Source organism: Burkholderia sp. Ed8 (assembly GCF_040761425.1).
GTDB classification, from domain to species: domain Bacteria; phylum Pseudomonadota; class Gammaproteobacteria; order Burkholderiales; family Burkholderiaceae; genus Burkholderia; species Burkholderia seminalis.
In genome coordinates, this window is sequence record NZ_CP142885.1 from 921,893 (window position 1) to 943,915 (window position 22,023).

Consider the following 22,023-nt stretch of genomic DNA (forward strand, 5'->3'; position numbering starts at 1 on the left):
AACCGCATGCAAGTGACGGACGCATCGTGATGGCTTCCTGGCTCGACTACACGCTCAACGGCCTCATCGTCGGCAACATCTACGCGCTGCTCGCGGTCGGGCTCGCGCTGATCTTCGGCGTGTCGCACCTGATCAACTTCGCGCACGGCTCGGTCTACATGGTCGGCGCGTTCATCGGCTGGCTGTGCCTGACGCGCTTCGGCCTGCCGCTGCCGGTCGCGCTGGCGGCGGTCGTCGTCGGCTGCGGCACGCTCGGCATCGCGATCGAGCGGATCGGGTTGCGGCCGCTGCGCCACGCGGCGCGCATCGCGCCGCTGCTCGCGACGATCGGCATCAGCTTCATCCTCGACCAGCTCGCGCAGCTTGCGTTCGGCGCGGACCCGCGTGCGGTGCCGACGCCGCTGCCCGACTGGCATGTGCGGATCGCCGGCGCGACGCTCGGCTCGCTCGACCTGCTGATCGCGGGTATCGGCATCGCGGCGGCCGCGCTGCTGTACGGCTTCCTGCGTTTCACGCGGCTCGGCTGGGCCGTGCGCGCGACCGCGCAGGATCGCGACGCGGCGCTGCAGATGGGCGTCGACGTCGACCGCGTGAACCAGACCGTGTTCGCGATCGCGTGCGCGCTCGGCGGCGTGAGCGGGCTCCTGGTCGGCATGTACTACAACAGCATCGATCCGGCGATGGGCTTCCAGGCGACGCTGAAGGGTGTCGTCGCGCTGCTGATCGGCGGGCTCGGCAACGTGCCGGGCGCGATTGCCGGCAGCCTGCTGCTCGGTCTCGTCGAAAGCTACGGCGTCGCGCTGTTCGGCACGAGCTATCGCGACCTGTTCGCGTTCGGGCTGCTGATCGTGTTCCTCGTGTGGCGGCCGAACGGCCTGTTCAGCGCCAACCGCGCGCTGCCGCCCGAGCCGATGACGGGCACCTTCCTCGCGGCCGCGAAGGCCGTGCGCGTGCCGCGCCCGGTGCTCGTCGCGCTGATCGTGCTGGCGGCCGTGCTGCCGTGGCTCGGCGCGTCGCCGTACGTGCTGCAGACGCTGACCAATGCATGGCTGTACGGATTGCTCGCGCTGAGCCTCACGCTCGTCGCGGGCACGGTCGGGCAGATCTCGCTCGGCCACGCGGCGCTGCTCGTGATCGGCGCGTATGCGTCGGCGTTGTTGTCGTCGGATCTCGGCTGGTCGCCGGCCGTGACGATTCCGTGCGCGGGCGTCATCACGGCCGTGCTCGGCACGCTGCTCGTCTATCCGGCATTCCGGCTGCGCGGGCACTACGTGTCGATCGCGACGCTCGGCATCGGCGAAGTGGTGAGCCTCGTGATCCTGAACTGGGACGGCCTGACGCGCGGCCCGCTCGGCATCACCGGCATCGCGCCGCTGCCGTGGGCGAGCACCGCGCGCGCCGCGTACTGGTTCACGTTCGCGGTGCTCGTCGCGTTCGCGCTCGTGCAGGTGCGGCTGCTGCGCTCGCATCTGGGCCGCACGCTGCGCGCGGTGCGCGAGGACGACGTCGCCGCGCGCGCGCACGGCATCGCGCCGAACCGCTACAAGGCGATCGCGTTCGCCGTCGGCGGCGTCGCGGCCGGCGTGAGCGGCGGCATTGCCGCGCACCTGTACAGCTACATCAATCACCAGACCTTCGATTCGCAGGTGTCGATCCTCGCGCTGACGATGGTGATCCTCGGCGGGCTCGGCAACGTGCTCGGCGGCATCGCGGGCGCGATCGCGCTGATCGGGCTGCCCGAGCTGTTCCGCTGGGCGGCCGACTACCGGATGCTGATCTACGGCCTCGTGCTGCTGCTGCTCGTCCGGTTCCGGCCGCAGGGCCTGCTCGGTACGGTGTGAAGAGAGGAATGCGATGACGACCACTCGACCCTTGCTCGACGTGCAGGGATTGACGCGCCGCTTCGACGGCGTGACCGCGCTCGACGGCGCGAGCCTGACGCTGGCCGACGGCGAACTGCTGAGCGTGATCGGGCCGAACGGCGCGGGCAAGTCGACGCTGTTCAACCTGATCGCGGGGGCCGACCGGCCCGACGCGGGCCGCGTGACGTTCGACGGCCGCGACATCACGGGCACGGCGCCCGAACGGCTCGCGGCGCTTGGCATCGCGCGCACGTTCCAGCACGGCCGCGTGTTCGGCAACCTGAGCGTGCTCGACAACGTGCTGATCGGCGCGCATGCGCGGCTGCGCGCGGCGCGGCCGGGCTGGCCCGCGCTCGGTGCGGCCGCCGAGGTGCTGCGCGCGCTCGTGCGGCCGGCGTCGGTGCGGCGCGAGGAAGCCGCGCTGCGCGACGAGGCGCGCGCGATCGTCGCCGGGTTCGGCGAACGGCTCACGCCGCGCATCGATCATCCGGCGCACAGCCTGTCGTACGCGAACCGGCGGCGCGTCGAGATCGGCCGCGCGCTCGCGCTGCATCCGCGCCTGCTGCTGCTCGACGAACCGACGGCCGGCATGAACGAGACGGAGACGGCCGAGATGCTGCAGCTGATCCAGTCGCTGAAGGCGCGCGGGCTGACGATCCTGCTGATCGAGCACAAGCTCGAACTCGTGATGCGCGTGTCCGACCGCGTGATGGTGCTCGACAACGGCGTGAAGATCGCCGAGGGCGCGCCGCGCGACGTGCGGCACGATCCGCGCGTGATCGAAGCCTATCTCGGCCGCCGCCATGCGGGCGGCGCACCGGCCGATCGCACCGCCCAGGCGGCCGCATGACCCCGCCTTCTTCCGGACCCGATACGACGATGACCGACGCGCTGCTGAAACTCGAACACCTCGACACGTTCTACGGGCCGGTGCAGGTGCATTTCGACGTGAACGTCGAAGTCGGCCGCGGGCAGATCGTCAGCCTGCTCGGCGGCAACGCGAGCGGCAAGTCGACGACGATGAAGCTGATCCTCGGCCTGATGCGGCCGAAGCGCGGCGTCGTGCGTTTCGACGGCGCCGACGTGACGGCGCTCGCGACGCCGCAGCGTGTGCGGCGCGGGATCGCGGCCGTGCCCGAGGCACGGCGGCTGTTCGGCGACATGAGCGTGCGCGAGAACCTGCTGATGGGCGCGTACACGCGCGGCGATCGCGCGGCCGTGGCCGACGACTATGAACGCGTGCTCGACCTGTTTCCGCGCGTGCGCGAACGCTTGACGCAGCGCGCCGGCACGCTGTCGGGCGGCGAGCAGCAGATGCTCGCGATGGCGCGTGCGCTGATGGCGCGGCCGAAGCTGATCTGCATGGACGAGCCGACGATGGGGCTGTCGCCGCTCTACGTCGACAAGGTGCTCGAACTGATCGACGCGATCAACCGGCAGGGCGTGACGGTGTTCATGGTCGAGCAGAACGCGAGCCTCGCGCTGGAGATCGCGCATTACGGGTACGTGCTGCAGACGGGGCGCGTCGTGCTCGAAGGGCCGGCGAAGGCGCTGCTCGACGACGAGCGCGTGCGCGATGCGTATCTGGGCGGCGACGCGGTGGCGGCGTAGCGGGCCTGGCGCCCGCCTATCGCACTGCGGGTGCCGGATTCGCCGCTTCGGTTTTTCCCTGCAGCCTGCGCGCGGGTTCCGTCCGGTGCAGGTGAACGGCGTAGGTGTCCCACGGCAGTTCGATGGCTCGCCCCGAGCGTGCCGCCGCCTGGCTCATCAGGCGTCCGGCTTCGCCGCGATGATAGCCGCCGTGCGTGACGACATGGGTCAGCATCTCTTCGCGAGTCATGTATCCGCTGTCGCCGTCGGTGAACGTGAACGGAATCGATTCGGACAGCATTCCGGGCGTGGCGGCGTCGGCATAGTCGAGATACCAGCGATCGAGCGACGCGAAGGCCGCACGCAGTGCGTCGGGCTCCGGCGTGTCGGGTGTGTTGTCGGACACGAAGCCATGGCGCTCGCCGGCCAGATGCGCGGCGAAGATCCGGTTGACGACGAGGCAATGGTTCATCAGCCGCAGCGCGAGATGGCGCGCTTCGGCGTGTTGCCCCGCGTCGAGCCCGGCGATGGCCGCCAGCATGTAGTCATTCGCCCATGCCTGGTAGCGCAGCATGCGGGACAGGAGTGCGTTCGCGCTCATGGTCGTTTCCTCGTGGGTTTCACCTAATATGTGAGCTTCGGCACCATTATTTTCGGTCGGAGTCCGCATGTCCACTCGCGTTTCCAATGCCGCCGCCGCGATGCGGAAAGCCCCGCGCCAGGCGCGTTCGCGTGCGACCGTGGACGTGATCGTCACGGCCGGGGCTCGCGTTCTCGATACGCACGGGTGGGCCGGATTCACGACCAACGAAGTCGCGGAGGTTGCCGGCGTCAGTATCGGTTCCGTGTACCAGTACTTCCCGAACAAGCTCGCCTTGGTCGATGCGATCCGGCGCCGGCATTTCGACGACGTGCTGGCCGTGCTGCAACGCGCGCATGACCGTCGGGCAAGCGCCGGGCGTCTCGTCGAAGGCTTGATCGGCGACCTGATCGCCGCGCACCGCGATCACCCGTCGCTGCACCGGGCGCTGCTCGATCTGCCCGATCCGGGGGGCGCGAAGGACGCGTACGAGGCGTTCCAGACGGCGTACTTGCGCCGCTATGCGCTGATCGTTGCCGCCTGTCGCGGGCGAGCGCCCGTCAAGGCCGATGCCATGACGGCGCAGGTGCTGTCTTCCGCGCTCGAAGGCGTCGTGCACAATGCGGCCCGGCGCGGGCTGCTGGACGATCCGAAACTGAAGCGCGAACTCGTCAGGCTGGCGCGCGGCTACCTGGAGGATCCGCGCGATCGCGCGGCAAAGGCGCATACGTGAGCCGCGGCGAAAATCATGACGGACACCGAAACTCAGGTAGTTTGATGCTTTCCTGATCTCGAACGCCACGGGGGCTACCGCGCCATGTTGACTTATTCGATTCAGAAGGTCGGCTACGATTACAAGCAACTGGATCCGCAGGGCGCGACGGATTACGCGTCGTTCACGCATGCCTTCGACGCGTTCCCGTGGGCGGCGCAGCATGCCGAGTGGGACGAGACGCAGGAAGGCCCGTTGCCGGCGCTCGTGCTGCAGCATGCCGGCGATCAGAGGGCGTTGTGGGTGACCGCGTTGAGCGACGCGCGTTCAGGCGGCTTCCAGCTGAATGTCGTCTCCATGCGGATGAAGAAAGGGCTGTTCGGAATCGGGAAGGGAAAGCTGGAGCAGCACGTCGACACGATCGACGTCGATACGCGTGCGGATGTCGATACGCTGTGCCGGTTGTTCTGCGATCGCCAGTACGACGAGCTGGATCGACGGGTAGCGCGGCATGCGGAGCGCAACCGGTTCGACGACGACAACGACGACTGAGCGTCTGCCGCGCGCGGGACGGCACTGATCCGACGGCTTATGCTTCTTCCGCGCCGGTTCCGGCTGCCCGCGGAAACGTCAGCACCACCGCGAACCCGCCCGCATCGGGAAACGCGAACCCCACGCGCCCGCCGTGCGCCTTCATCACTTCCTGCACGATCGCGAGCCCGAGCCCTGACCCCGTGCGCCGCTCGCTGCCGTCCGGCGCGATCCGCACGAACGGTTGCAGCGCCGCGTCCCAGTGCTCGCGCGGTATCCCGCGGCCGTTGTCGGTCACGGTCAGCGTGACCGCGCCGTCAACGTTGCCCGTCGTCGCGACCGACACGACGATGTCGTCCGCGTGACCGTGCAGCAGCGCATTGTGCAGCACGTTCGACAGCGCTTCCTGCAGGCTGATCGCGTCGCCGTCGATCCGCGCCAGCGGCGCGTCGCTCGCGAACGCAACGGCGACATCGCGTTCGCCCGCGAGCGGAATCGTGCGGCCGAGCACTTCCTTCGCGAGCGCGACGAGGTCGACGGGCTGCAGCGGCACGGCTTCGGTGCGATGAATCACCATCGCATGATTGAGCAACTGGCCGGTGAGCCGGCCGACGTCCGAGGAGGTCGCGCGCAGCGCATCGAGCCGCGCCGCGCGGCGCGCGGGATCGGATTCGCCGTCGAGCAGCTCGATCTGCGCGTCGAGCCGCGCCAGCGGCGTGCGCATTTGATGCGCGGCGTCGGCGATGAAGCGCTGCATCGCGTTGATCCGTTCGGCGAGACGGTGCATCAACCCGTTGATCGAGCCGATGATCGCGTCGATCTCGCTCGGCGTGTCGACGGCCACCGGCCGCAGGTCGGCCGGGTCGCGCGCGGCGATGATCGTGCCGATCTGCGCGAGCGGGCGCAGGCCGCGCCGGATCGCGAGGCCACTCGCGCCGATCGCGAGCACGCTCATCAGCAGGATCAGCGTCCATACCTTGATGCTCATGTCGTTCGTCAGCTGCTGGCGCGCGTTGGTTGTCTGCGCAACGGTCACGAGCGCCCAGCCCGGCGTGTTTTCCTCGGGCATGTAGCGCGCGATCGTCGCGGTGCGGATGCGGTGCCCCTGGTAGACGGCATTCGCGAACGCGGGGCCCTGTTTCGCGGCCGCGAGCGTCGCGGGGCTCGCGAGATCGTTATAGCCGGCCACGACGACGCCGCGCGAATCGACGACCTTGTAGTAGACGAGGTCGTAGCGCGACAGCGTCGACAGCGCGCCCACCGGCGGATTCAGCGCGAGCACGCCGCCCTGCACGTAGAGGTTTTCCGCGACCTGGATCGATGCGCCCGCCAGCAACTGGTCGTATGCCCGCTCGGCCGCGACGCCCGCGTAATAGCGCGCGATCGCCGCGAGCGCGAGCGCGCCGGTCGCGACGACGAGCGCGATGAACAGCAGCGTGCGCCCGAACAGCGTCTTCGGGAACCAGTCAGTGCGCCGCAATCTGATACCCCATCCCGCGCGCGGTGCGGATCTCGACCGAGCTGCCCTGCAACTTCTTGCGCACACGCGTCACGTACTGCTCGACCGCGTTCGTGGTCGGCTCGTTGCCGAAGCTGAACAGCTGGCTCAGCAGTTCGTCCTTCGAGAAGATGCGCTGCGGGCGGCTCGCGAGGATTTCGAGCAGCGCGAACTCCTGCCGCGACAGCGACAGCGGCTGGCCGTCGAGTTCGGCGAGGCGGCTGCTGCGGTCGATCACGAGGCCGCCGAGCGTCAGCACGTCGTTCGCGTGGCCGCTGTTGCGGCGCAGGAGCGCCTGCACGCGTGCGTCGAGCTCGCGATAGTCGAACGGCTTCACGAGGTAGTCGTCGGCGCCGAGGCCGAGGCCGCTCACGCGGTCGTCGATCGCCGAGCGCGCGGTGACGAGCAGCACGGGCGTCGTGCTGCCCGACGCGCGCAGGTGGCGCAATACCGTGAAGCCGTCCATGCCGGGCAGGTTCGCGTCGAGCACGACGAGGTCGAAACGCTCGACGCGCAACAGCCCGTGCGCGGTCGCGCCGTCGGTTTCGAGATCGACCGCGTGGCCGAGCCGCGCCAGGCGGTTGCGGATCGCCGCGCCGATTTCGGCATCGTCCTCCACGACGAGAATGCGCATGGTGCCGTTTTGCAGGTAAGTGGATAGGGTTTTCCCGGGGCCGGGATGTCAGCATTTTCTCAGACTCGGTCGATAACCTGTGTCGAGCCGGAAGCAGCAGGCAAGGACGGCATTAATACCAGAAATATTCAAGGAGACGGCAACATGCAGCATGTCACGGGCGCGACGAACGCGCGACGCGGCGCGACGGCGGCCTTCGCGCGGCCGTGTGCCGCCCGTCGCGGGGCGGCGTGCGCATGACGATGTCGCCACGCCGCCGCGCATTGATCGCCGCCGGGCTCGGCGTGCTCGCCGCACCGTCGCTCGTGCGGGCGAAACCGCGCACGGTGCGGATCTCCAAGGGCTATGGCGTGCTGTACCTGCCGCTGCTCGTGATGGAGAAGCAGCGGCTGTTCGAGCGGCACGCGGCACGCCACGGCGTGCGCGACGTCGCGGTCGACTGGGTGCTGCTCGACGGCGGCAATTCCGTCAACGACGCGATGATGGCCGGCACGCTCGATTTCGCGGGCGCCGGCGCGCCGGGTTTCATCGAACTGTGGGCACGGGCGCGCGGCATTCCGAACGTCGAGGTGATCGGCATCAGCGGGCTGTCGACCACGTCGCTGTCGCTGAACGCGAACCGCCCGGGCCTGGCGTCGCTGCGCGACTTCGCGCCGTCCGACCGGATCGCGGTGCCGGGCATTCGCACGTCGCTGTCGGCCGTCGTGCTGCAGATGGTCGCGAGCCGGCAACTCGGCCCGCGGCATTTCGCGCAGCTCGATTCGATCACCGTGAACCTGCCGCATCCGCAGGCGATGCAGGCGCTGATCCGCCGCGAGAACGGCGTCACCGCGCACTTCACGTCGCCGCCGTTCTCGACGCTCGAGTTGCGGCAGCCGGGTATTCATCGCGTCGTGAGTTCGGTCGACGTGCTCGGCCCGCTGACGCTCGACGTCGTGTTCGCGCCGAAGCGGCTCGTCGATGCGGAACCCGCGCTCGCCGTCGCGTTTCTCGGCGCGCTCGACGAAGCGAACCGCCTGATCGCGCAGGACCCGCGCGCGGCGGCCGCGCTGTATGCGGCGTCGTCGGGTGTCGGCGTGTCGCACGACGACGTGATGCGCATGCTGGCCGCGCCCGACACGCGCTTCTCGGTGCTGCCGAACCAGCTGATGGACTACGTCGAATTCCTGTACCTGGCCGGCACGATCAAGGCGAAGCCGCGCGCGTGGCACGAGATGTTCGCGCCGATGCTCGACGATTACCGGTCGGGCTGATCGCCCCCCGTTCAACGAGACATCCGATGCCCGCGCGACGGCTGCGCGCGGGCATCGGTTCAACCGATACGCAACCGATTCACGCAAGGAGCATGAAGTGACCGCTACCGACACCCTGGACCCCGCGTCCGCCGAAGAACAGCGCATCATGTCGAAGGTGGCGCGGCGCCTGCTGCCCATCCTCGTCGTGATGTTCCTGATCGCGTTCATCGACCGGCAGAACGTCGGTTTCGCGAAACTGCAGATGGTGCACAGCCTCGGGATGACGGAGGCCGCGTTCGGGCTCGCGTCGTCGCTGTTCTTCATCGGCTACCTGCTGTTCGAGGTGCCGAGCACGCTCGCGCTGCATCGCTACGGCGCGCGCGTGTGGCTCGCGCGGATCATGCTGACGTGGGGCCTCATCACGGTGCTGATGGGCTTCACGACGTCGATGCCCGCGTTCTGCTCGCTGCGCTTCCTGCTCGGCATCGCCGAGGCCGGCTTCTACCCGGGCGTGATCTATTACCTGACGCTGTGGTTCCCGCAGAGCTACCGCGCGAAGGTGCTTGGCATCTTCACGCTCGGCAGCGCGCTCGCGAACATGCTCGGCTCGCTGGTCGGCGGCGTGCTGCTGAGCCTGAACGGCGTGTGGGGCCTCGCGGGCTGGCAATGGGTGTTCGTGGCGACGGGCATTCCGGCCGTGGTCGTCGCGATCGTCGTGTTCCGCGTGCTGCCGGCGTCGTTCCGCGAAGCGCCGTTCCTCGACGAGCGCGAGAAGCAGATCGTCGCGGCCGCGCTGGAGCGCGAGAAGCCGGCGCAGGCCGAGCACGGCCAGCCGTGGAAGGCGCTGCTCGATCCGCGCGTGATGCTGTTCGCGGCGACTTACATGCTGATGTCGACGTCGCTGTACGGCGTCACGTACTGGCTGCCGACGCTCGTGAAATCGTTCGGCGTGTCGAGCAGCACGAACGGCTTCCTGAGCATGCTGCCGTGGGCGCTCGCGGTGCTGCTGCTGCTGTGGCTGCCGGCGAAGCTGCGTCGCGCGAAGAGCATCCTGCGCACGATCGCGATCGTCGCGGCGCTCGGCGCGCTCGGCTTCCTGCTGAGCCTCGTGCTGCCGTCGACGCCGCTGCGCTTCGTGGCGCTCGTGCTGGGCGGCGCGTGCATCCCGCTGCTGTATCCGTGCTTCTGGTCGATGCCGCCGCGTTATTTCACCGGCGCGCGGGCGGCGGCGAGCGTCGCGGCGATCAACTCGATCGGCAACCTCGGCGGCTTCTTCAGCCAGAACCTGATGCCGTTCGCGGGCAAGGTGACGGGCACCGCGTTCGGGCCGATGATCGTGCCGATCGTGTGCCTCGCGCTGCTCGGCATCGGCGCGCTGGTCGCATGGACGCGATCGGAGCGGGGGATGGTGGCGGCGCGGGTGTGACCGGCGGGCGGATTGCGGTTCCAGATACGTTTCGAACCCTGCTCGAACGTGATGTGGATGCGGCGGCGCGCGCCGCGGACGCGATCGGGCAAGGTGTTGCCGTGCTGCGCCTGTTTCCGTTCACATGCCGCAAGATCGAGAATGGAAATCCGTTTTTGCGCGAGCTGATCGTGTCCTTCGGCGCGTCGGGTTTTGTCCTGCTGTTCGAGATTGAAGCGGCCGAACAAGTTACGATTCTCGCGGTGCGACATCAACGGGAAGAGGATTACCACTGACGCGTGATCGATGCGGCGGCCGGCATCGCCGCCCCGGTCAGCGATCGGGCCGCGAACCCCCATTCCCGCCATGCGCGACCGCGACGGGCGCGTGCGTCAGCGGAATCTCGACGTCGACCGTCGTGCCTTCGCCGAGCGTCGTCGCGATCCGCAGCGTGCCGCCGACCAGATACGCGCGCTCGCGCAATCCCACCAGCCCGAACGAACCCGACTTGCGCGGCACGCCGGGATCGAATCCCGCGCCGTCGTCGCGAATCGTCAGCGCGAGCGTATCGCCGCCGTGCACGAGTTCGACGTCCGCATGCGACGCGGCCGCATGCCGCGCGACGTTCGCGAGCGCTTCCTGCGCGATGCGGAACACGGCCGTCGCGTACGGCTCGTCGAGTTGCAGCTCGGGCGGCTCGACGCGCAGCGAGCACGCAATCCCGTGACGGTGCCGGAAATCTTCCACGAGCCATTGCATCGCCGCGGCGAAACCGAGGTCATCCAGCATCAGCGGGCGCAGGTCCGACGCGATGCGCCGCGTCGCGGCCACCGCGCCGCGCGCGAGCGCATGCATCGCCGCGATCTTGCGCGCGAGCAACGCGTCGTCCTGCGGCACGCGGTCGATCAGCCATTCGAGATCGTTCTTCAGCGTCGCGAGCGTCTGCGCGAGTTCGTCGTGCAGCTCGCGTGCGATGCGGCGCTGCTCGGCTTCGCGTGCGCTGGCGCTGATCGCGGCGATCTCGCGCAGTTCCTCGCGTGACGTCTGCAGCGCCCGCTCCGCGCGCACGCGCTCCTCGACTTCGCGCCGCAGGTCGCGGTTCGACGCGCTCAGTTGCGCGGTGCGCGCGGCGACGCGCTGTTCGAGCCGTTCGTTCGCGTCGTTCAACTGCGCGCTCTTCTGCACGACGAGCAGATGCTGGTAGCGCGCGCCGGCCAGCGCGCGCACGGTCTGCGCATGCAGCCGGCCGTTCTCGAACAGCATCGCGAACAGCACGACGCCGGACGCGACGAGGCCGTACGCGCGCCCCGCGTAGAAGCCGAGATCGTAGCGCCCGTGATTGAGCATCGACGACAGCGCGATATCGAACAGCCACGCGACGAGTACCGTCATCACCCACAGGTCGAGCACGGAGTGGCGGCGCCGCTGCCGCCACATCAGCATCAGCGCGACCAGGTTCAGCCCCCAGACGATCGTGATCGCGTTCGTCATCGTCGCGGCCATCCGGTTGCCGTTCATGATGCGCGGCAGCAGGTCGTGGCCGGCGGTCGCGAGCAGCGCGAGCGCGACCGTCGCGGCGGCCGCCGACGCGAGGCAGAACCCCACCGGAATCGCCGCCCGGCGCTGCGGGCTCGCGATCGGGCGGGCGCGCGGCGTCGCGCGCAGCAGCGCATACGCGGAAACGGCCAGCGGAAACCCGCCGTGCCAGAACAGGTACAGCCACGCGGTGGTCTGGTCGCCGCCGCCGAGCAGGCCGTGCGGTGCGAACAGCCCGGGGAAGCTCAGCATGTGCGTGCCGGCCATGAAGCCCGTGAACAGGTAGCCGCCCGCGAGCACGAGCAGCGGTTTCTGGCGCAGGATCGCGTACTGGCCGAGCAGCAGGCCGGCCGTCACCATGTCGTTGACGACGATCGCCGACTGGTACACGGGAATGAACGCCGAGCCCGGCGCGAGCGGCATGCCCGCGAACGGCGCGAGCGCGGCGAAGATCACGGCCGACACGAGCACGGTCGCGAGCGCGAAGCGCCGTTCGCGCCGGCCCGGCGGCAGCGACGACATGAACAGGCGCGACGTGTCCGGATCGTCGTCTTCCGGCGGCGCGGGCGGGAGCCGGGACGCGGCCGTCATGCGTCGTCGGCGCCGGCGCCAGGATCGAGATCGTGGCGTACCGCGTAGCGGACCAGCGCCGCGTCGTGCGGCAACTCCATTTTCTCGAGGATCCGCGTCTTGTACGTGCTGACCGTCTTCGTGCTCAGCCCGAGTTCGGACGCGATCTGCGTGACGGTCTGGCCGGCGACGATGCGGCGCATCACGTCGAGCTCGCGGGCGGACAGCCGCTCGTGCGGCAACGTCCGGGCCGGCGCGCGCAGCGTGCGCGCGAGGCTTTCGGCCGCGGACGGGCTCACGTAGACGCCGCCGGCCGCGACCTTGCCGACGGCCTCGACGAGTTCGGCGGTCGCGCTGTCCTTCGTCAGGTAGCCGGTGGCGCCGGCCTTGAACGCGCGCGCGGCGTACTGCGCCTCGGCATGCATCGTCAGCACGAGCGTGCGCAGCGACGGCGCGTGACTCTTGACCATCCGGATCAGCTCGATGCCGGTCGGCGCGGGCATCGACAGGTCGAGCAGCAGCACGTCGGCGGCCGCGTGTTCGGCCAGCGCGAGCGTGGCCGAGCCGTCGCTTGCCTCGCCGACGATCTCGAAACCGCCGGCCATTTCCAGGATGTAACGCAGTCCGTCCCGCATGACTGCGTGATCGTCAGCCAGAATTACCCTGATCATCTAGCGGCCCTCTTCGGGATGACGCCGCGAACTGCATGTCTGGTTATCGACGCGGCCGTTCTTCTGACCAATATATTCCGCCGAATTCGAAAACGGTACTCATTCGGGAAATTTTCGAGATGGCTGATCGACGAATGTGTACTGAAGCGAAATAATCGACCGGAAAGGGCACGACGTGTCGTGCGCGGCGGTCAGGGTATTCCCGGGTGACTGCCGTACCCGGGCCGGACCGGCGACGCGCTGCCCCGACCGCGCGTCGAGCCGCCGCGATTCGGGACTAAACTGGTGCCCGATGCCAATCCACCTACAGGGGAGCCCCGCGATGATCGATCTTGCCGATATCCTGCCGTCCGCATTGCCCGCCGCGGTCGCATGGGCCGAAGCGGAAGCGGCGCGCGGGATCGCGCAGGGGGCGCCGCTGACGCCGGCGCAGGCGGACGACGCACGCGCGGTGGGCGTTGCCCGGCCGGAACGGATCCGCGTGGTGACCGTCGATCGCATGCCGTTCCCCGAGACGCCGTCGCTGGCCGCGATCGCCCGCGACACGGGGCTGCTGTCGCCGGGGACGATCGGCCTGACGCTCGGCCATGCGGTGTACGTGCTGCGCGGGCAGGACACGCGCCGCCTGCTGACCCACGAATTCCGTCACGTGCATCAGTACGAGGCCGCCGGTTCGATCGGCGCATTTCTTGCGCGCTATCTGCAGGAAATCGCGACGGTCGGCTATCACGACGCGCCGCTCGAGGTCGATGCGCGGCAGCACGAGTTCGATTGACCGTTCACGCCGGCGCGAGCGCGCGCACCTCGCCATGACCGTTCACCCTGCCATCGCCGATCCGGTGTTCGACCGCCGGGCCGTTTCGCCGCGGGGCGTGCGATGAGCGACACGATCCACGTGTGGATCGGCGCGATCGGCGCGCATCCGCTGCTCGTGCTGGCAATCGTGTTCGTGGCGGCGTGCGCCGAGGCGATCGCGCTGATCGGCACGATCGTGCCGGCCGGCGCCGTGATGTTCGCGGCCGGTGCGCTGATCGGCGCGGGCGCGCTCGACGGCTGGACGACGATCGGCATCGCGGCCGCCGGCGCGGTGGTCGGCGACGGGATCAGCTACGAGATCGGGCGGCACTACCGCGGGATGATCCGCAACGTGTGGGCGCGCCTCGGCTACGCGAACGCCTATGCGCGCGGGGAGGAGTTCGTCCTGCGTCACGGGATGAAGAGCATCGTGCTCGCGCGCTTCCTCGCGCCGGTGCGTGCGGTCGTGCCGGTCGTCGTCGGCTGCGCGACGCTGCCGCGGCGGTCGTTTTATCCGGTCAACGTCGTCTCGGCGCTCGTGTGGGCGCCCGTACACGTCGCGCCGGGCATCGTGTTCGGCGCGTCGGCCGTGCTGGCCGCGGCGATCAGCGTGCGGGTCGCCGCGATCCTGCTGGTCGTTGCCGCGCTGGTCGTGCTCGTCTGGGTCGGCGTGCGCGTCGCGCTGCGGCGCGGCTGGCCGTTGCTGCACCGCGCGCTCGTCGCAGCCGTGCACGCTTGCGCGCGCCGCTGGCCGCGGGTGGGCGCGCGGCTGCACGACGCGATCGCGGACGTGCGCGGCCTGCCGGGCGCGGTGCCCGTGCTCGCGCTGCTGTTCGCCGGCTGCGTGTGGCTGTTCGCGGGGATGGTGCGGGATGTCGTCGCGAACGATCCGCTGATGCACGCGGACATCGCGCTGTATGCGTTCCTGCAGAACCTGCGCACGCCGCCCGTCGACGCCGCGATGAGTGCGCTTGCCGTGCTGCACGGGCACGACACGGGGCTGATCGTCGCGGCCGCGTTCCTCGTCTGGCTGATGATCCATCGCTGCTGGCTGACGTCCGCGTGGTGGCTCGCGACGGTCGGTGTCGCGGTCGTGCTCGTGCCGGCGTTCGGCGCGGGCGTGCCGGGCGCGACGCCCGCGAGCCTGCCGCCCGGCGCGCTGCACCTGCCGCTGCCCGATGCCGACGCCGCGTTCGCGATCCTCGCGAGCAGCGGCCTCGGCTGGGTGCTCACGCGCGACCGGCCCGCGCGATGGCGCATTCCGGTCGTGACGGCGGTCGTGCTGTGGATCGTGCTCGGCGGTTTCGCGCGGCTCTACGTTGGCGACACCTGGCTGTCGGGCCTGCTCGGCGGCTGGAGTCTCGGGCTGGCCTGGTTCGCGCTGCTCGCCGGCGCCTATGCATACTGGCGCGTGCGCGAGCAGGTGCAGCCGCGCGGCGCGCTGGTCGCGGTGGTCGTGGTGCTCGCGACGGCCGGCGTATGGACGGTTCCCGCGCAATGGCAGCTCGAGCGCGCGGCGCGCCCGCACGTCGGCGACGTGGTGGCGATGACGGTCGATCAGTGGCTGCACGGCGGGTGGCAGCGCGTGCCGATGCGGCGCACCGAGATCGGCGGCGATCGCGAGGAATATCTGCCGTTGCAATGGAGCGCGACATCGGACACGCTCGACCGGCATCTCGCGCAGGCCGGCTGGCAGCGCGCGACGCCGTGGTCGCCGGCCACCGCGTTGCGCTGGCTGTTGCCGCAGGCGCCGGCCGACGCGCTGCCCGTACTGCCGCGCTATACGCATGGCGAAAGCACGCGCCGCGTGTTCGTCCGCGTCGATCCGGCCCATCCGGACAGCCGCCTCGTGCTGCGGCTGTGGCGCTATCCGTACGTGCTGGAGGACGCGCTCGGCATGCGGCCGCTGTGGTACGGCGCGCTGTATCGCGAGGCGCTGCACCGGCCGGCGCGGCTGATGACGATCGTGCGCACGACGCCGATCGACGATGCGGCGGCGATCGCGCAGGCGCTGGCGGTCGAGCCGACGATCGAGCGTCCGCCGGCGGGGATGACGGCCGCGCCGGCCGGGATGCTGCTCGTGTGGATGGTCAGGCCGTGAGCGGGCGCGCGCCGCTCATGCATGCTCCGGCTGGGCCAGGACGACGGACCGGCGCAGGCCGACGGTCTTGAGCACCGCGAGCAGGGTTTTCCGCGTCGGGTTGCCGTTCGGGGACAGCGTGCGATACAGCGATTCGCGGCTGATGCCGGCTTCTGCCGCGACCGCGCCGAGCCCGCCATAGGCTTCCGCGACCGTACGCAGCGCGGGCAGGCCGGCCGCGCGATTGTCGGGATCGTCGAGCGATTCCATCGCGACGCGCAGATAGGCGACCGCGCACGCGCGGCTCGCCGCGCATTGCCGCCCGATCGTCACGCGCTCGCGGCCACCCGTGCCGACGCAAATCCCGCCAGCGTGCGCAGCGCATCGCGCGCCGAGCGCAGGTAGAACGCCTGCAGATGAAACACGTGCCAGCGCGCCGCGTGAATCTCCAGCCGGCACGGCACGCCGCACGCGCGTGCGTGATCCGCCAGCCGTTGCGCATCCGACAGCAGCACCTCCTGGTCGCCGGCCTGAATCAGCATCGGCGGCAGACCGCGCAGGTCGGTGTCGAGCGGGCCGCGCGCGGCGGTCGAGCCGGCGCCGTGATACCAGCGCAGCCCCTGTTCGAGCCAGCCGCGCCGGATCATCGGATCGTCGCGGCGGCGCGAGGCCAGCGTCGGACCGCCGAGCGCCGGGTCGGTCACGGGCGAGATCAGCAGCAGCGCGGCGGCGGCCGGATCGCCGCGCGCGCGCAGCGCAATGGCGAGTGAGAGGGCCAGCGCACCGCCGGCCGAGTCGCCGGCGATCACGATCCGGTGCGGCGCATGACCCTGCGCGCGCATCGCGTCGTATACGGCGAGCGCATCGTCGAGCGCGGCCGGGCTCGGATGCTCGGGCGCAAGGCGGTAATCGGGCACCCACACCGGCAGGCCGGCATCGTTCGCGAGCCGCGTCGTCACGCCGCGATGCGTATGCGGGCCGCCGAGGCAGAATGCTCCGCCGTGGAGATACAGGATCGCGCCACCCGTGTCGCCGCGTTTCGGCGCGACGACTTCGACCGGCACGTGGTGCGCGGACGTGCGATAGCGCAGCGTGCCGCCGGCACCGGGCATCAGCGGCGACAGCAGCGCGACGACGCGGCGCTGCGTGCGTGCACCGAACGGCGGCCCGATCAGCGGCCGGAACGTAACGCGCAGGAAGCCGCGCAGCGAAGCGGCGGCGAGCGCCTCCAGCCGACCGGCCGGCGGCGCGATCACCGTGCCGTGCGCTGCCGCGGCCGACTCGGGCAACGGGCGCGTGAAGCGGTATGCGGACATGCCGCCGACACGCGTGATCCACCGGTAGGTCAGCGTGAAACCCGGCCAGTTCGTGCTGTTGTGCCCCGCTGCATCGACGTACCAGCTCTTGCAGCCGCTCCAGACCGAACCGGCGAGCCGCTGCTGCACGTGCGCGTTGAAGCGCCGGTAGCGGCGCGTATCGACGTCGATCTCGCGCGCGCCGTCGCGCCGCATCGCCCGCACGCAGCGCATCACGTGCGCGATCTGGCTTTCGAGCATGTAGACGATCGAGTTGTGCCCGAGGTTGGTGTTCGGGCCGTACAGCATGAAGAAGTTCGGGAAGCCGGGCACGGTGAGCCCGAGATACGCCTGCGCGCCGCGTCGCCACGCGTCGTTCAGGTCGAGCCCGTCGCGGCCCGTGATGCGCATCGGCGACAGGAATTCGGTTGCCGCGAACCCCGTGCCGTAGACGATCGCGTCGACCGGATAATGGACGCCGTCGACGGTTTCGATGCCGTCCTCGGTCACGCGCCGGATGCGTTGCGTGACGAGCGCGACGTTGTCGCGGCTCATCGTCGCGAGGTATTCGCTCGACAGCAGGAGGCGCTTGCAGCCGATCGGGTAGTCGGGCGTGAGCCGGGCGCGCAACGCGGGGGCCGGCACGTCGCGCGCGAGCAGCTTGCGGAACGGCCGGCCGACCGCCACCTTCATCAGCCCGTGCAGGCGCGTGAACGCGATCGCACGCGATTCGTAGCGGGTGTAGATCCACGCGCGATGCAGCTTCATCGCCCACGGCATCCGGCGAAACATCGCCTTTTCCCACGGGCGATACGCGCGGTCGGGACGCGGTATCACGTAGGCCGGCGAACGCTGGAACACGGTCAGGTGCCGCACGCTGCCGGCGATCGCCGGGACGAACTGGATCGCCGACGCGCCGGTGCCGACCACGGCCACGCGCTTGCCGGCGAGCGAATAGTCGTGATCCCAGTGCGCGGAGTGGAACGCGCGGCCGCGGAACGTGTCGATGCCGGGCAGGTCGGGCATTGCCGGGCGGCTCAACTGGCCGGTGCCGCTGACGAGCAGGGCGGCGCTGAGCGTCGTGCCGTCGACGAGCGTGACGTGCCACAGCGCACCGGTTTCGTCGTAGCGCGCGTGCCCGACTTCGGCGCCGAAGCGCAGGTGGCGTGCGAGCCCGTACTTGCGTGCGCAATGCTGCAGGTATGCGTGAATTTCCGGCTGCGGCGCGAACACGCGGGACCAGGCCGGATTCGGTTCGAACGAAAACGAATACAGGTGCGAGGGCACGTCGCACGCGGCGCCCGGGTAGCTGTTGTCGCGCCATACGCCGCCGACGTCGTGCGAGCGTTCGACGATCACGAAATCGTGGATGCCGGCGCGTTGCAGCGCGACGGCCATGCCGATGCCGGCGAAGCCGGCGCCGATGATGATCGCGGCAAGCGGTGCGGCGGAGCCGGCGCAACGGGAAGGATCAGGCGACAGCATGGCGGGTTTCCTCGGGCTGGATGACGTCGTGTGCCGCGCGCGCGGCACGGGCGGAATCGCAATCCGTCGCTGTCCTGACGGTCTCGCCGGCATGCGGCCGGTCCGGCACGCGGCGCACGCCGCGCATCAGGTCGACGGCCTTCTCGGCGATCATGATCGTCGGCGCGTTGGTGTTGCCGCCGATCAGCGTCGGCATCACCGACGCATCGACGATGCGCAGCCCCTGCAGGCCGCGCACGCGCAGTTGCGGATCGACGACGGCGAGTGCGTCGTGCCCCATCCGGCAGGTGCCGACCGGGTGATACACGGTGTCGGTGCGCCGCCTCAGCACGTCGCGGATCTCGTCGTCGGTCGTCACGTTCGCGGTGAACAGGTCGCGCGTGATCCAGCTCGCGAGCGCCGGTGCTTCCATCAGCCGGCGCGTGATGCGGAAGCCCGCGACCATGTCGTCGACGTCGCGCGGATCGTCGAAGAACGCGGGGTCGATGCGCGGCGCCGCGAGCGGATCGGCGCTGTTCAGCGTGACCGAGCCGCGGCTGCGCGGCCGCAGCAGGCACACGTGGCACGACAGCCCGTGGCCGGCATGCAGCTTGCGCGCATGGTCGTCGACGAGCGCGACGACGAAATGCAGCTGGATGTCCGGCGCGGCGAGATCGGCGCACGTTTTCAGGAACCCGCCGCCTTCCGCGAAATTCGACGTCAGCATCCCGCGCCGTTCGCGGCGAAAGCGCGCGAACTCGCGCAGCATCCGCAGGCCGCCGCGTGCGGACACGCCCATCGTGTCGACGCTGCGCGTGCGATAGCCGAAGATGAAATCCGGATGATCCTGCAGGTTGCGCCCGACGCCGGGCAGGTCCGCCTGCACCGCGATGCCGAACTGCTGGAGTGCGCGGCCCGGGCCGACGCCCGACAGCATCAGCAACTGCGGCGTCTGCAGCGCGCCGGCCGCGAGCACGACTTCGCGCCGCGCGCGCAGCGTGCGGACCTCGCCGTGCTGGCGGACCTCGACGCCGATCGCGCGCGTGCCGTCGAACAGGATGCGCAGCACCTGCGCGTGCGTCTCGACCGTCAGGTTGTCGCGGCGGCCGAGATGCGGCAGCAGGTACGCGCGCGCCGCGCTCCAGCGTTCGCCGTGCTTCTGCGTGACCTGGTAGATCCCGATGCCCTCCTGCCGCGCACCGTTGAAATCGTCGGTGAGCGGCAGGCCGGCCTGTCGCGCGGCTTCCAGGTAGCGCGCATGGAACGGGTTGCCGGTGCGCAGGTCGCTGACCCACAGCGGGCCGTCGCGGCCGTGCCATGCATCGTCGAAGCGCTCGTTGTGCTCGCTCAGGCGGAAGTACGGCAGCACGTCGTCGTACCCCCAGCCTTCGTTGCCGAGCGCGGCCCAGCCGTCGTAGTCGACACGATGGCCGCGGATGTAGACCATCGCGTTGATCGCCGACGATCCGCCGAGCGCCCTGCCGCGCGGCTGGTAGCCGATGCGCCCGCCGAGCCCGGGCTGCGGCACCGTGTCGAACGCCCAGTTGTTCAGGCGCGTGGACATCATCGCGACCGCGCCGGTCGGCACGTTGACGAGCGCGCCGTCGCCGCGGCCGCCGGCCTCCAGCACGCATACGGTCACGGCCGGGTCCTCGGTCAGGCGCCCGGCGACGACGCAGCCGCCCGATCCGCCGCCGACGACGATGTAGTCGAACGTCTTGCTCATGGAATCGTCTCCTTCGTTCGGTAGTCGATGGATCAGCCGACGGGCGCCGGCACGGGGGCGCAGGCGGCGGGATCGGTCGGGCGGCTCGGTCGCATGGTGTCTCCTCCTGGGGCGATGGCGTCGTTCGGGTGACGACTGGATGACGCCGATGGTGCGGGCCGCACGGGGAAACACCAATGCTGCTTGGGGACAATTGTTTTAGTATTTGGGCCAAATCGGCGCTTCGAGGGTTTCTCCGCATGAGCTTCTGGGATTTCACCCGGAGTCCGGCCAGCGCCCGGCTGCTGGTCGATTTCGGCGACGAACGCGGCGTGCCGCACGCGACGCTGCTGGCCGGTACCGGCCTGGCGGATGCGCAGCTCGACGATCCGAAGGTCGAGGTGACGGCCGCACAGGAGCTGCGGCTGACCGGCAACCTGCTGCGCGCGCTCGGCCGCGCGCAGGGCCTCGGCTTCGAGGTCGGCCTGCGCTATCACTTCTCCGCGTACGGCGTGTGGGGCTACGGGCTGATCGCGAGCGCGACCGGGCGCGACGCGCTCGCGCTGGCGATGCGCTTCCTGCCGCTCACGTATGCATACACCGTCATCACGTACCGCGAGGCGCCCGATACGGGCGTGCTCAACTTCGGCGCGCCGGAACTCGACGGCGACCTGAGCCGGTTCCTCGTCGAGCGCGACATGACGGCTGCTGCCGTGCTGCTGCAGGAAATCGCCAGCGGCGATTTCGCGTTGTCGCGCTTCACGCTGCAGGCCGCGCGTTCGCCGTCGCTCGTCGCGCCGCGCATCGCCGGCATCGAGCCGGCCTTCTCGGCGCGCGCGAACAGCCTCGCGTTCGACCGCGCGTTTCTCGACCGGCCGCTGCCGCATGCGAATCCGCTGACGGTGTCGATGTGCGAGCAGATGTGCGGGCAACTCGTCGAAGCGCGGCGCGCGCGCGTGGGCACGTCGGAGATGGTGCGCCAGTACCTGGGCTCGACGGCCGGCGGTGCGCCGTTCTCGCTCGAGGACATGGCGCGGCTGATGAACACGAGCCCGCGCACGCTCAAGCGCCGGCTGCAGGAGGAGGGCACGACGTTTCGCACGCTGCTCGCGCAGGCGCGCGGCGCGATGGCCGAGACATTGCTCGGCGATGCGCGGCTGTCGCTCGCGGAGGTGGCCGAGCGGCTCGGCTTCAGCGACCTGTCGAGTTTTTCGCAGGCGTTCAAGCGCTGGTACGGCGTGCCGCCGGGCGCGTATCGCAGTGCGGCGCGGCGGGCCGGCGACCGCCGATGAATCGCGGTACGATCGATCGCTTGCATGCCGACATCCCCCTCACGAGAGAACCCGCATGATCACGATTCGCCCGATGACCGACGACGATTTCCCGCGCTTCTGGCCGACCTATCGCGCCATCGTCGCCGCTCAGGAAACCTATGCATTCGATCCCGCGCCGACACGGGAAGTGGCGCGCGTGCTGTGGCTCGACGCGCCGCTTTGCACGTGGATCGCCGAGGAGGACGGCGTGGTGCTCGGCTCGTACTACCTGAAGGCGAACGCGGCCGGCCCCGGCAAGCACGTGAGCAACTGCGGCTACATGGTGAGCGAGGCCGCGCGCGGCCGCGGCGTCGCGCGCCTGATGTGCGAACACTCGCAGCAGGTCGCGCGCGAGCGCGGTTTCCTTGCGATGCAGTTCAACTCGGTGGTCGCGACGAACGAGGTCGCGGTCGCGCTGTGGCGGAAGCTGGGATTCGAGATCGTCGGCCGCCTGCCGCGCGCGTACCGCCACGCGCGGCTCGGCTTCGTCGATTGCCTCGTGATGTTCAAGTGGCTCGGCGACACGCCCGCCGCCGAAGCCTGAGCC

Annotated in this window: 19 protein-coding genes and 1 pseudogene; 12 read left to right on the top strand and 8 right to left on the bottom strand. The window is 70.1% G+C overall.

All coding sequences use genetic code 11. The features are described from left to right. Positions 1 to 29 precede the first annotated feature (29 nt). From VXM69_RS04365 to VXM69_RS04375, 3 genes are read left to right on the top strand one after another with little or no spacing between them, the layout of a single operon-like run. Positions 30 to 1,841, top strand: a complete 1,812-nt coding sequence (locus VXM69_RS04365) for an ABC transporter permease (RefSeq protein WP_367189224.1) — start codon at positions 30 to 32, stop codon at positions 1,839 to 1,841. 13 nt (positions 1,842 to 1,854) lie between these two features. Continuing rightward, positions 1,855 to 2,712, top strand: coding sequence for an ABC transporter ATP-binding protein (locus VXM69_RS04370; protein WP_034188337.1), 858 nt, complete (start codon positions 1,855 to 1,857; stop codon positions 2,710 to 2,712). Then, the gene (locus VXM69_RS04375) at positions 2,709 to 3,473 is read left to right on the top strand and encodes an ABC transporter ATP-binding protein (RefSeq protein ID WP_069704500.1); all 765 of its coding nucleotides are present in this window, start codon (positions 2,709 to 2,711) and stop codon (positions 3,471 to 3,473) included. Before VXM69_RS04370 ends, VXM69_RS04375 begins: the two co-directional genes overlap by 4 nt. Before the next feature lie 16 nt (positions 3,474 to 3,489). Here the strand turns inward: VXM69_RS04375 and VXM69_RS04380 are convergent, their stop codons facing one another. Next, entirely contained in the window at positions 3,490 to 4,209 is a 720-nt protein-coding gene (locus tag VXM69_RS04380) for a DinB family protein (RefSeq protein ID WP_367189052.1), read from the bottom strand. On the opposite strand from VXM69_RS04380, the gene VXM69_RS04385 reads away from it, so the two are divergent. Beyond that, positions 4,193 to 4,765: a TetR/AcrR family transcriptional regulator gene (locus tag VXM69_RS04385; RefSeq protein ID WP_367189053.1), complete on the top strand. Its 573-nt coding sequence runs from the start codon at positions 4,193 to 4,195 to the stop codon at positions 4,763 to 4,765. The two genes, VXM69_RS04380 and VXM69_RS04385, sit on opposite strands and share 17 nt — an antisense overlap. Before the next feature lie 84 nt (positions 4,766 to 4,849). Beyond that, positions 4,850 to 5,296, top strand: coding sequence for a hypothetical protein (locus tag VXM69_RS04390; RefSeq protein WP_367189054.1), 447 nt, complete (start codon positions 4,850 to 4,852; stop codon positions 5,294 to 5,296). A 37-nt stretch (positions 5,297 to 5,333) separates the two neighbouring features. On the opposite strand, the gene VXM69_RS04395 is transcribed toward VXM69_RS04390, so the two are convergent. Both VXM69_RS04395 and VXM69_RS04400 read right to left on the bottom strand, forming a co-directional pair. Beyond that, a complete protein-coding gene (locus VXM69_RS04395; RefSeq protein WP_034188332.1) occupies positions 5,334 to 6,755 on the bottom strand; it encodes a sensor histidine kinase in 1,422 nt (473 codons plus the stop codon). Further along, positions 6,742 to 7,407: a response regulator transcription factor gene (locus VXM69_RS04400; protein ID WP_124608075.1), complete on the bottom strand. Its 666-nt coding sequence runs from the start codon at positions 7,405 to 7,407 to the stop codon at positions 6,742 to 6,744. Before VXM69_RS04400 ends, VXM69_RS04395 begins: the two co-directional genes overlap by 14 nt. 236 nt (positions 7,408 to 7,643) lie before the next feature. Between VXM69_RS04400 and VXM69_RS04405 the strand changes: the two genes are divergently transcribed. The 3 genes from VXM69_RS04405 (at position 7,644) to VXM69_RS04415 (ending at position 10,343) form a co-directional block, all read left to right on the top strand. Next, positions 7,644 to 8,660 (top strand): ABC transporter substrate-binding protein, encoded by a 1,017-nt coding sequence (locus VXM69_RS04405; RefSeq protein WP_059560072.1) that lies wholly within the window; start codon positions 7,644 to 7,646, stop codon positions 8,658 to 8,660. A gap of 97 nt (positions 8,661 to 8,757) precedes the next feature. Then, complete coding sequence (locus tag VXM69_RS04410; RefSeq protein WP_049035680.1) at positions 8,758 to 10,068, top strand: MFS transporter; 1,311 nt, start codon at positions 8,758 to 8,760, stop codon at positions 10,066 to 10,068. After that, the gene (locus VXM69_RS04415) at positions 10,065 to 10,343 is read left to right on the top strand and encodes a type II toxin-antitoxin system RelE/ParE family toxin (protein WP_343726464.1); all 279 of its coding nucleotides are present in this window, start codon (positions 10,065 to 10,067) and stop codon (positions 10,341 to 10,343) included. Before VXM69_RS04410 ends, VXM69_RS04415 begins: the two co-directional genes overlap by 4 nt. 37 nt (positions 10,344 to 10,380) lie before the next feature. Here the strand turns inward: VXM69_RS04415 and VXM69_RS04420 are convergent, their stop codons facing one another. Both VXM69_RS04420 and VXM69_RS04425 read right to left on the bottom strand, forming a co-directional pair. Further along, positions 10,381 to 12,174: a sensor histidine kinase gene (locus VXM69_RS04420; protein WP_367189055.1), complete on the bottom strand. Its 1,794-nt coding sequence runs from the start codon at positions 12,172 to 12,174 to the stop codon at positions 10,381 to 10,383. Next, positions 12,171 to 12,824, bottom strand: a complete 654-nt coding sequence (locus VXM69_RS04425) for a response regulator transcription factor (protein ID WP_049031728.1) — start codon at positions 12,822 to 12,824, stop codon at positions 12,171 to 12,173. Before VXM69_RS04425 ends, VXM69_RS04420 begins: the two co-directional genes overlap by 4 nt. Before the next feature lie 322 nt (positions 12,825 to 13,146). On the opposite strand from VXM69_RS04425, the gene VXM69_RS04430 reads away from it, so the two are divergent. Both VXM69_RS04430 and VXM69_RS04435 read left to right on the top strand, forming a co-directional pair. Next, positions 13,147 to 13,599, top strand: a complete 453-nt coding sequence (locus VXM69_RS04430) for a hypothetical protein (RefSeq protein WP_059559643.1) — start codon at positions 13,147 to 13,149, stop codon at positions 13,597 to 13,599. 102 nt (positions 13,600 to 13,701) lie between these two features. Beyond that, positions 13,702 to 15,720, top strand: coding sequence for an LssY C-terminal domain-containing protein (locus VXM69_RS04435; RefSeq protein ID WP_226226928.1), 2,019 nt, complete (start codon positions 13,702 to 13,704; stop codon positions 15,718 to 15,720). 15 nt (positions 15,721 to 15,735) lie between these two features. Here the strand turns inward: VXM69_RS04435 and VXM69_RS04440 are convergent. The 3 genes and pseudogenes from VXM69_RS04440 to VXM69_RS04450 all read right to left on the bottom strand — a co-directional run. Beyond that, positions 15,736 to 15,993 (bottom strand): annotated as a pseudogene (locus VXM69_RS04440) (DNA-binding protein); the annotation flags it as partial. Positions 15,994 to 16,028: 35 nt separating this feature from the next. Then, positions 16,029 to 18,479 (bottom strand): alpha/beta hydrolase fold domain-containing protein, encoded by a 2,451-nt coding sequence (locus VXM69_RS04445; protein ID WP_367189056.1) that lies wholly within the window; start codon positions 18,477 to 18,479, stop codon positions 16,029 to 16,031. Next, a complete protein-coding gene (locus VXM69_RS04450; protein WP_226251948.1) occupies positions 18,466 to 20,184 on the bottom strand; it encodes a GMC family oxidoreductase in 1,719 nt (572 codons plus the stop codon). The genes VXM69_RS04445 and VXM69_RS04450 overlap by 14 nt, the downstream gene beginning before the upstream one ends. 239 nt (positions 20,185 to 20,423) lie before the next feature. Here VXM69_RS04450 and VXM69_RS04455 point away from each other — a divergent pair, with 239 nt between their 5' ends. Beyond that, entirely contained in the window at positions 20,424 to 21,455 is a 1,032-nt protein-coding gene (locus tag VXM69_RS04455; protein WP_049033181.1) for an AraC family transcriptional regulator, read from the top strand. Between the two features lie 55 nt (positions 21,456 to 21,510). After that, positions 21,511 to 22,020, top strand: a complete 510-nt coding sequence (locus VXM69_RS04460) for a GNAT family N-acetyltransferase (protein WP_059559631.1) — start codon at positions 21,511 to 21,513, stop codon at positions 22,018 to 22,020. Positions 22,021 to 22,023 lie beyond the last annotated feature (3 nt).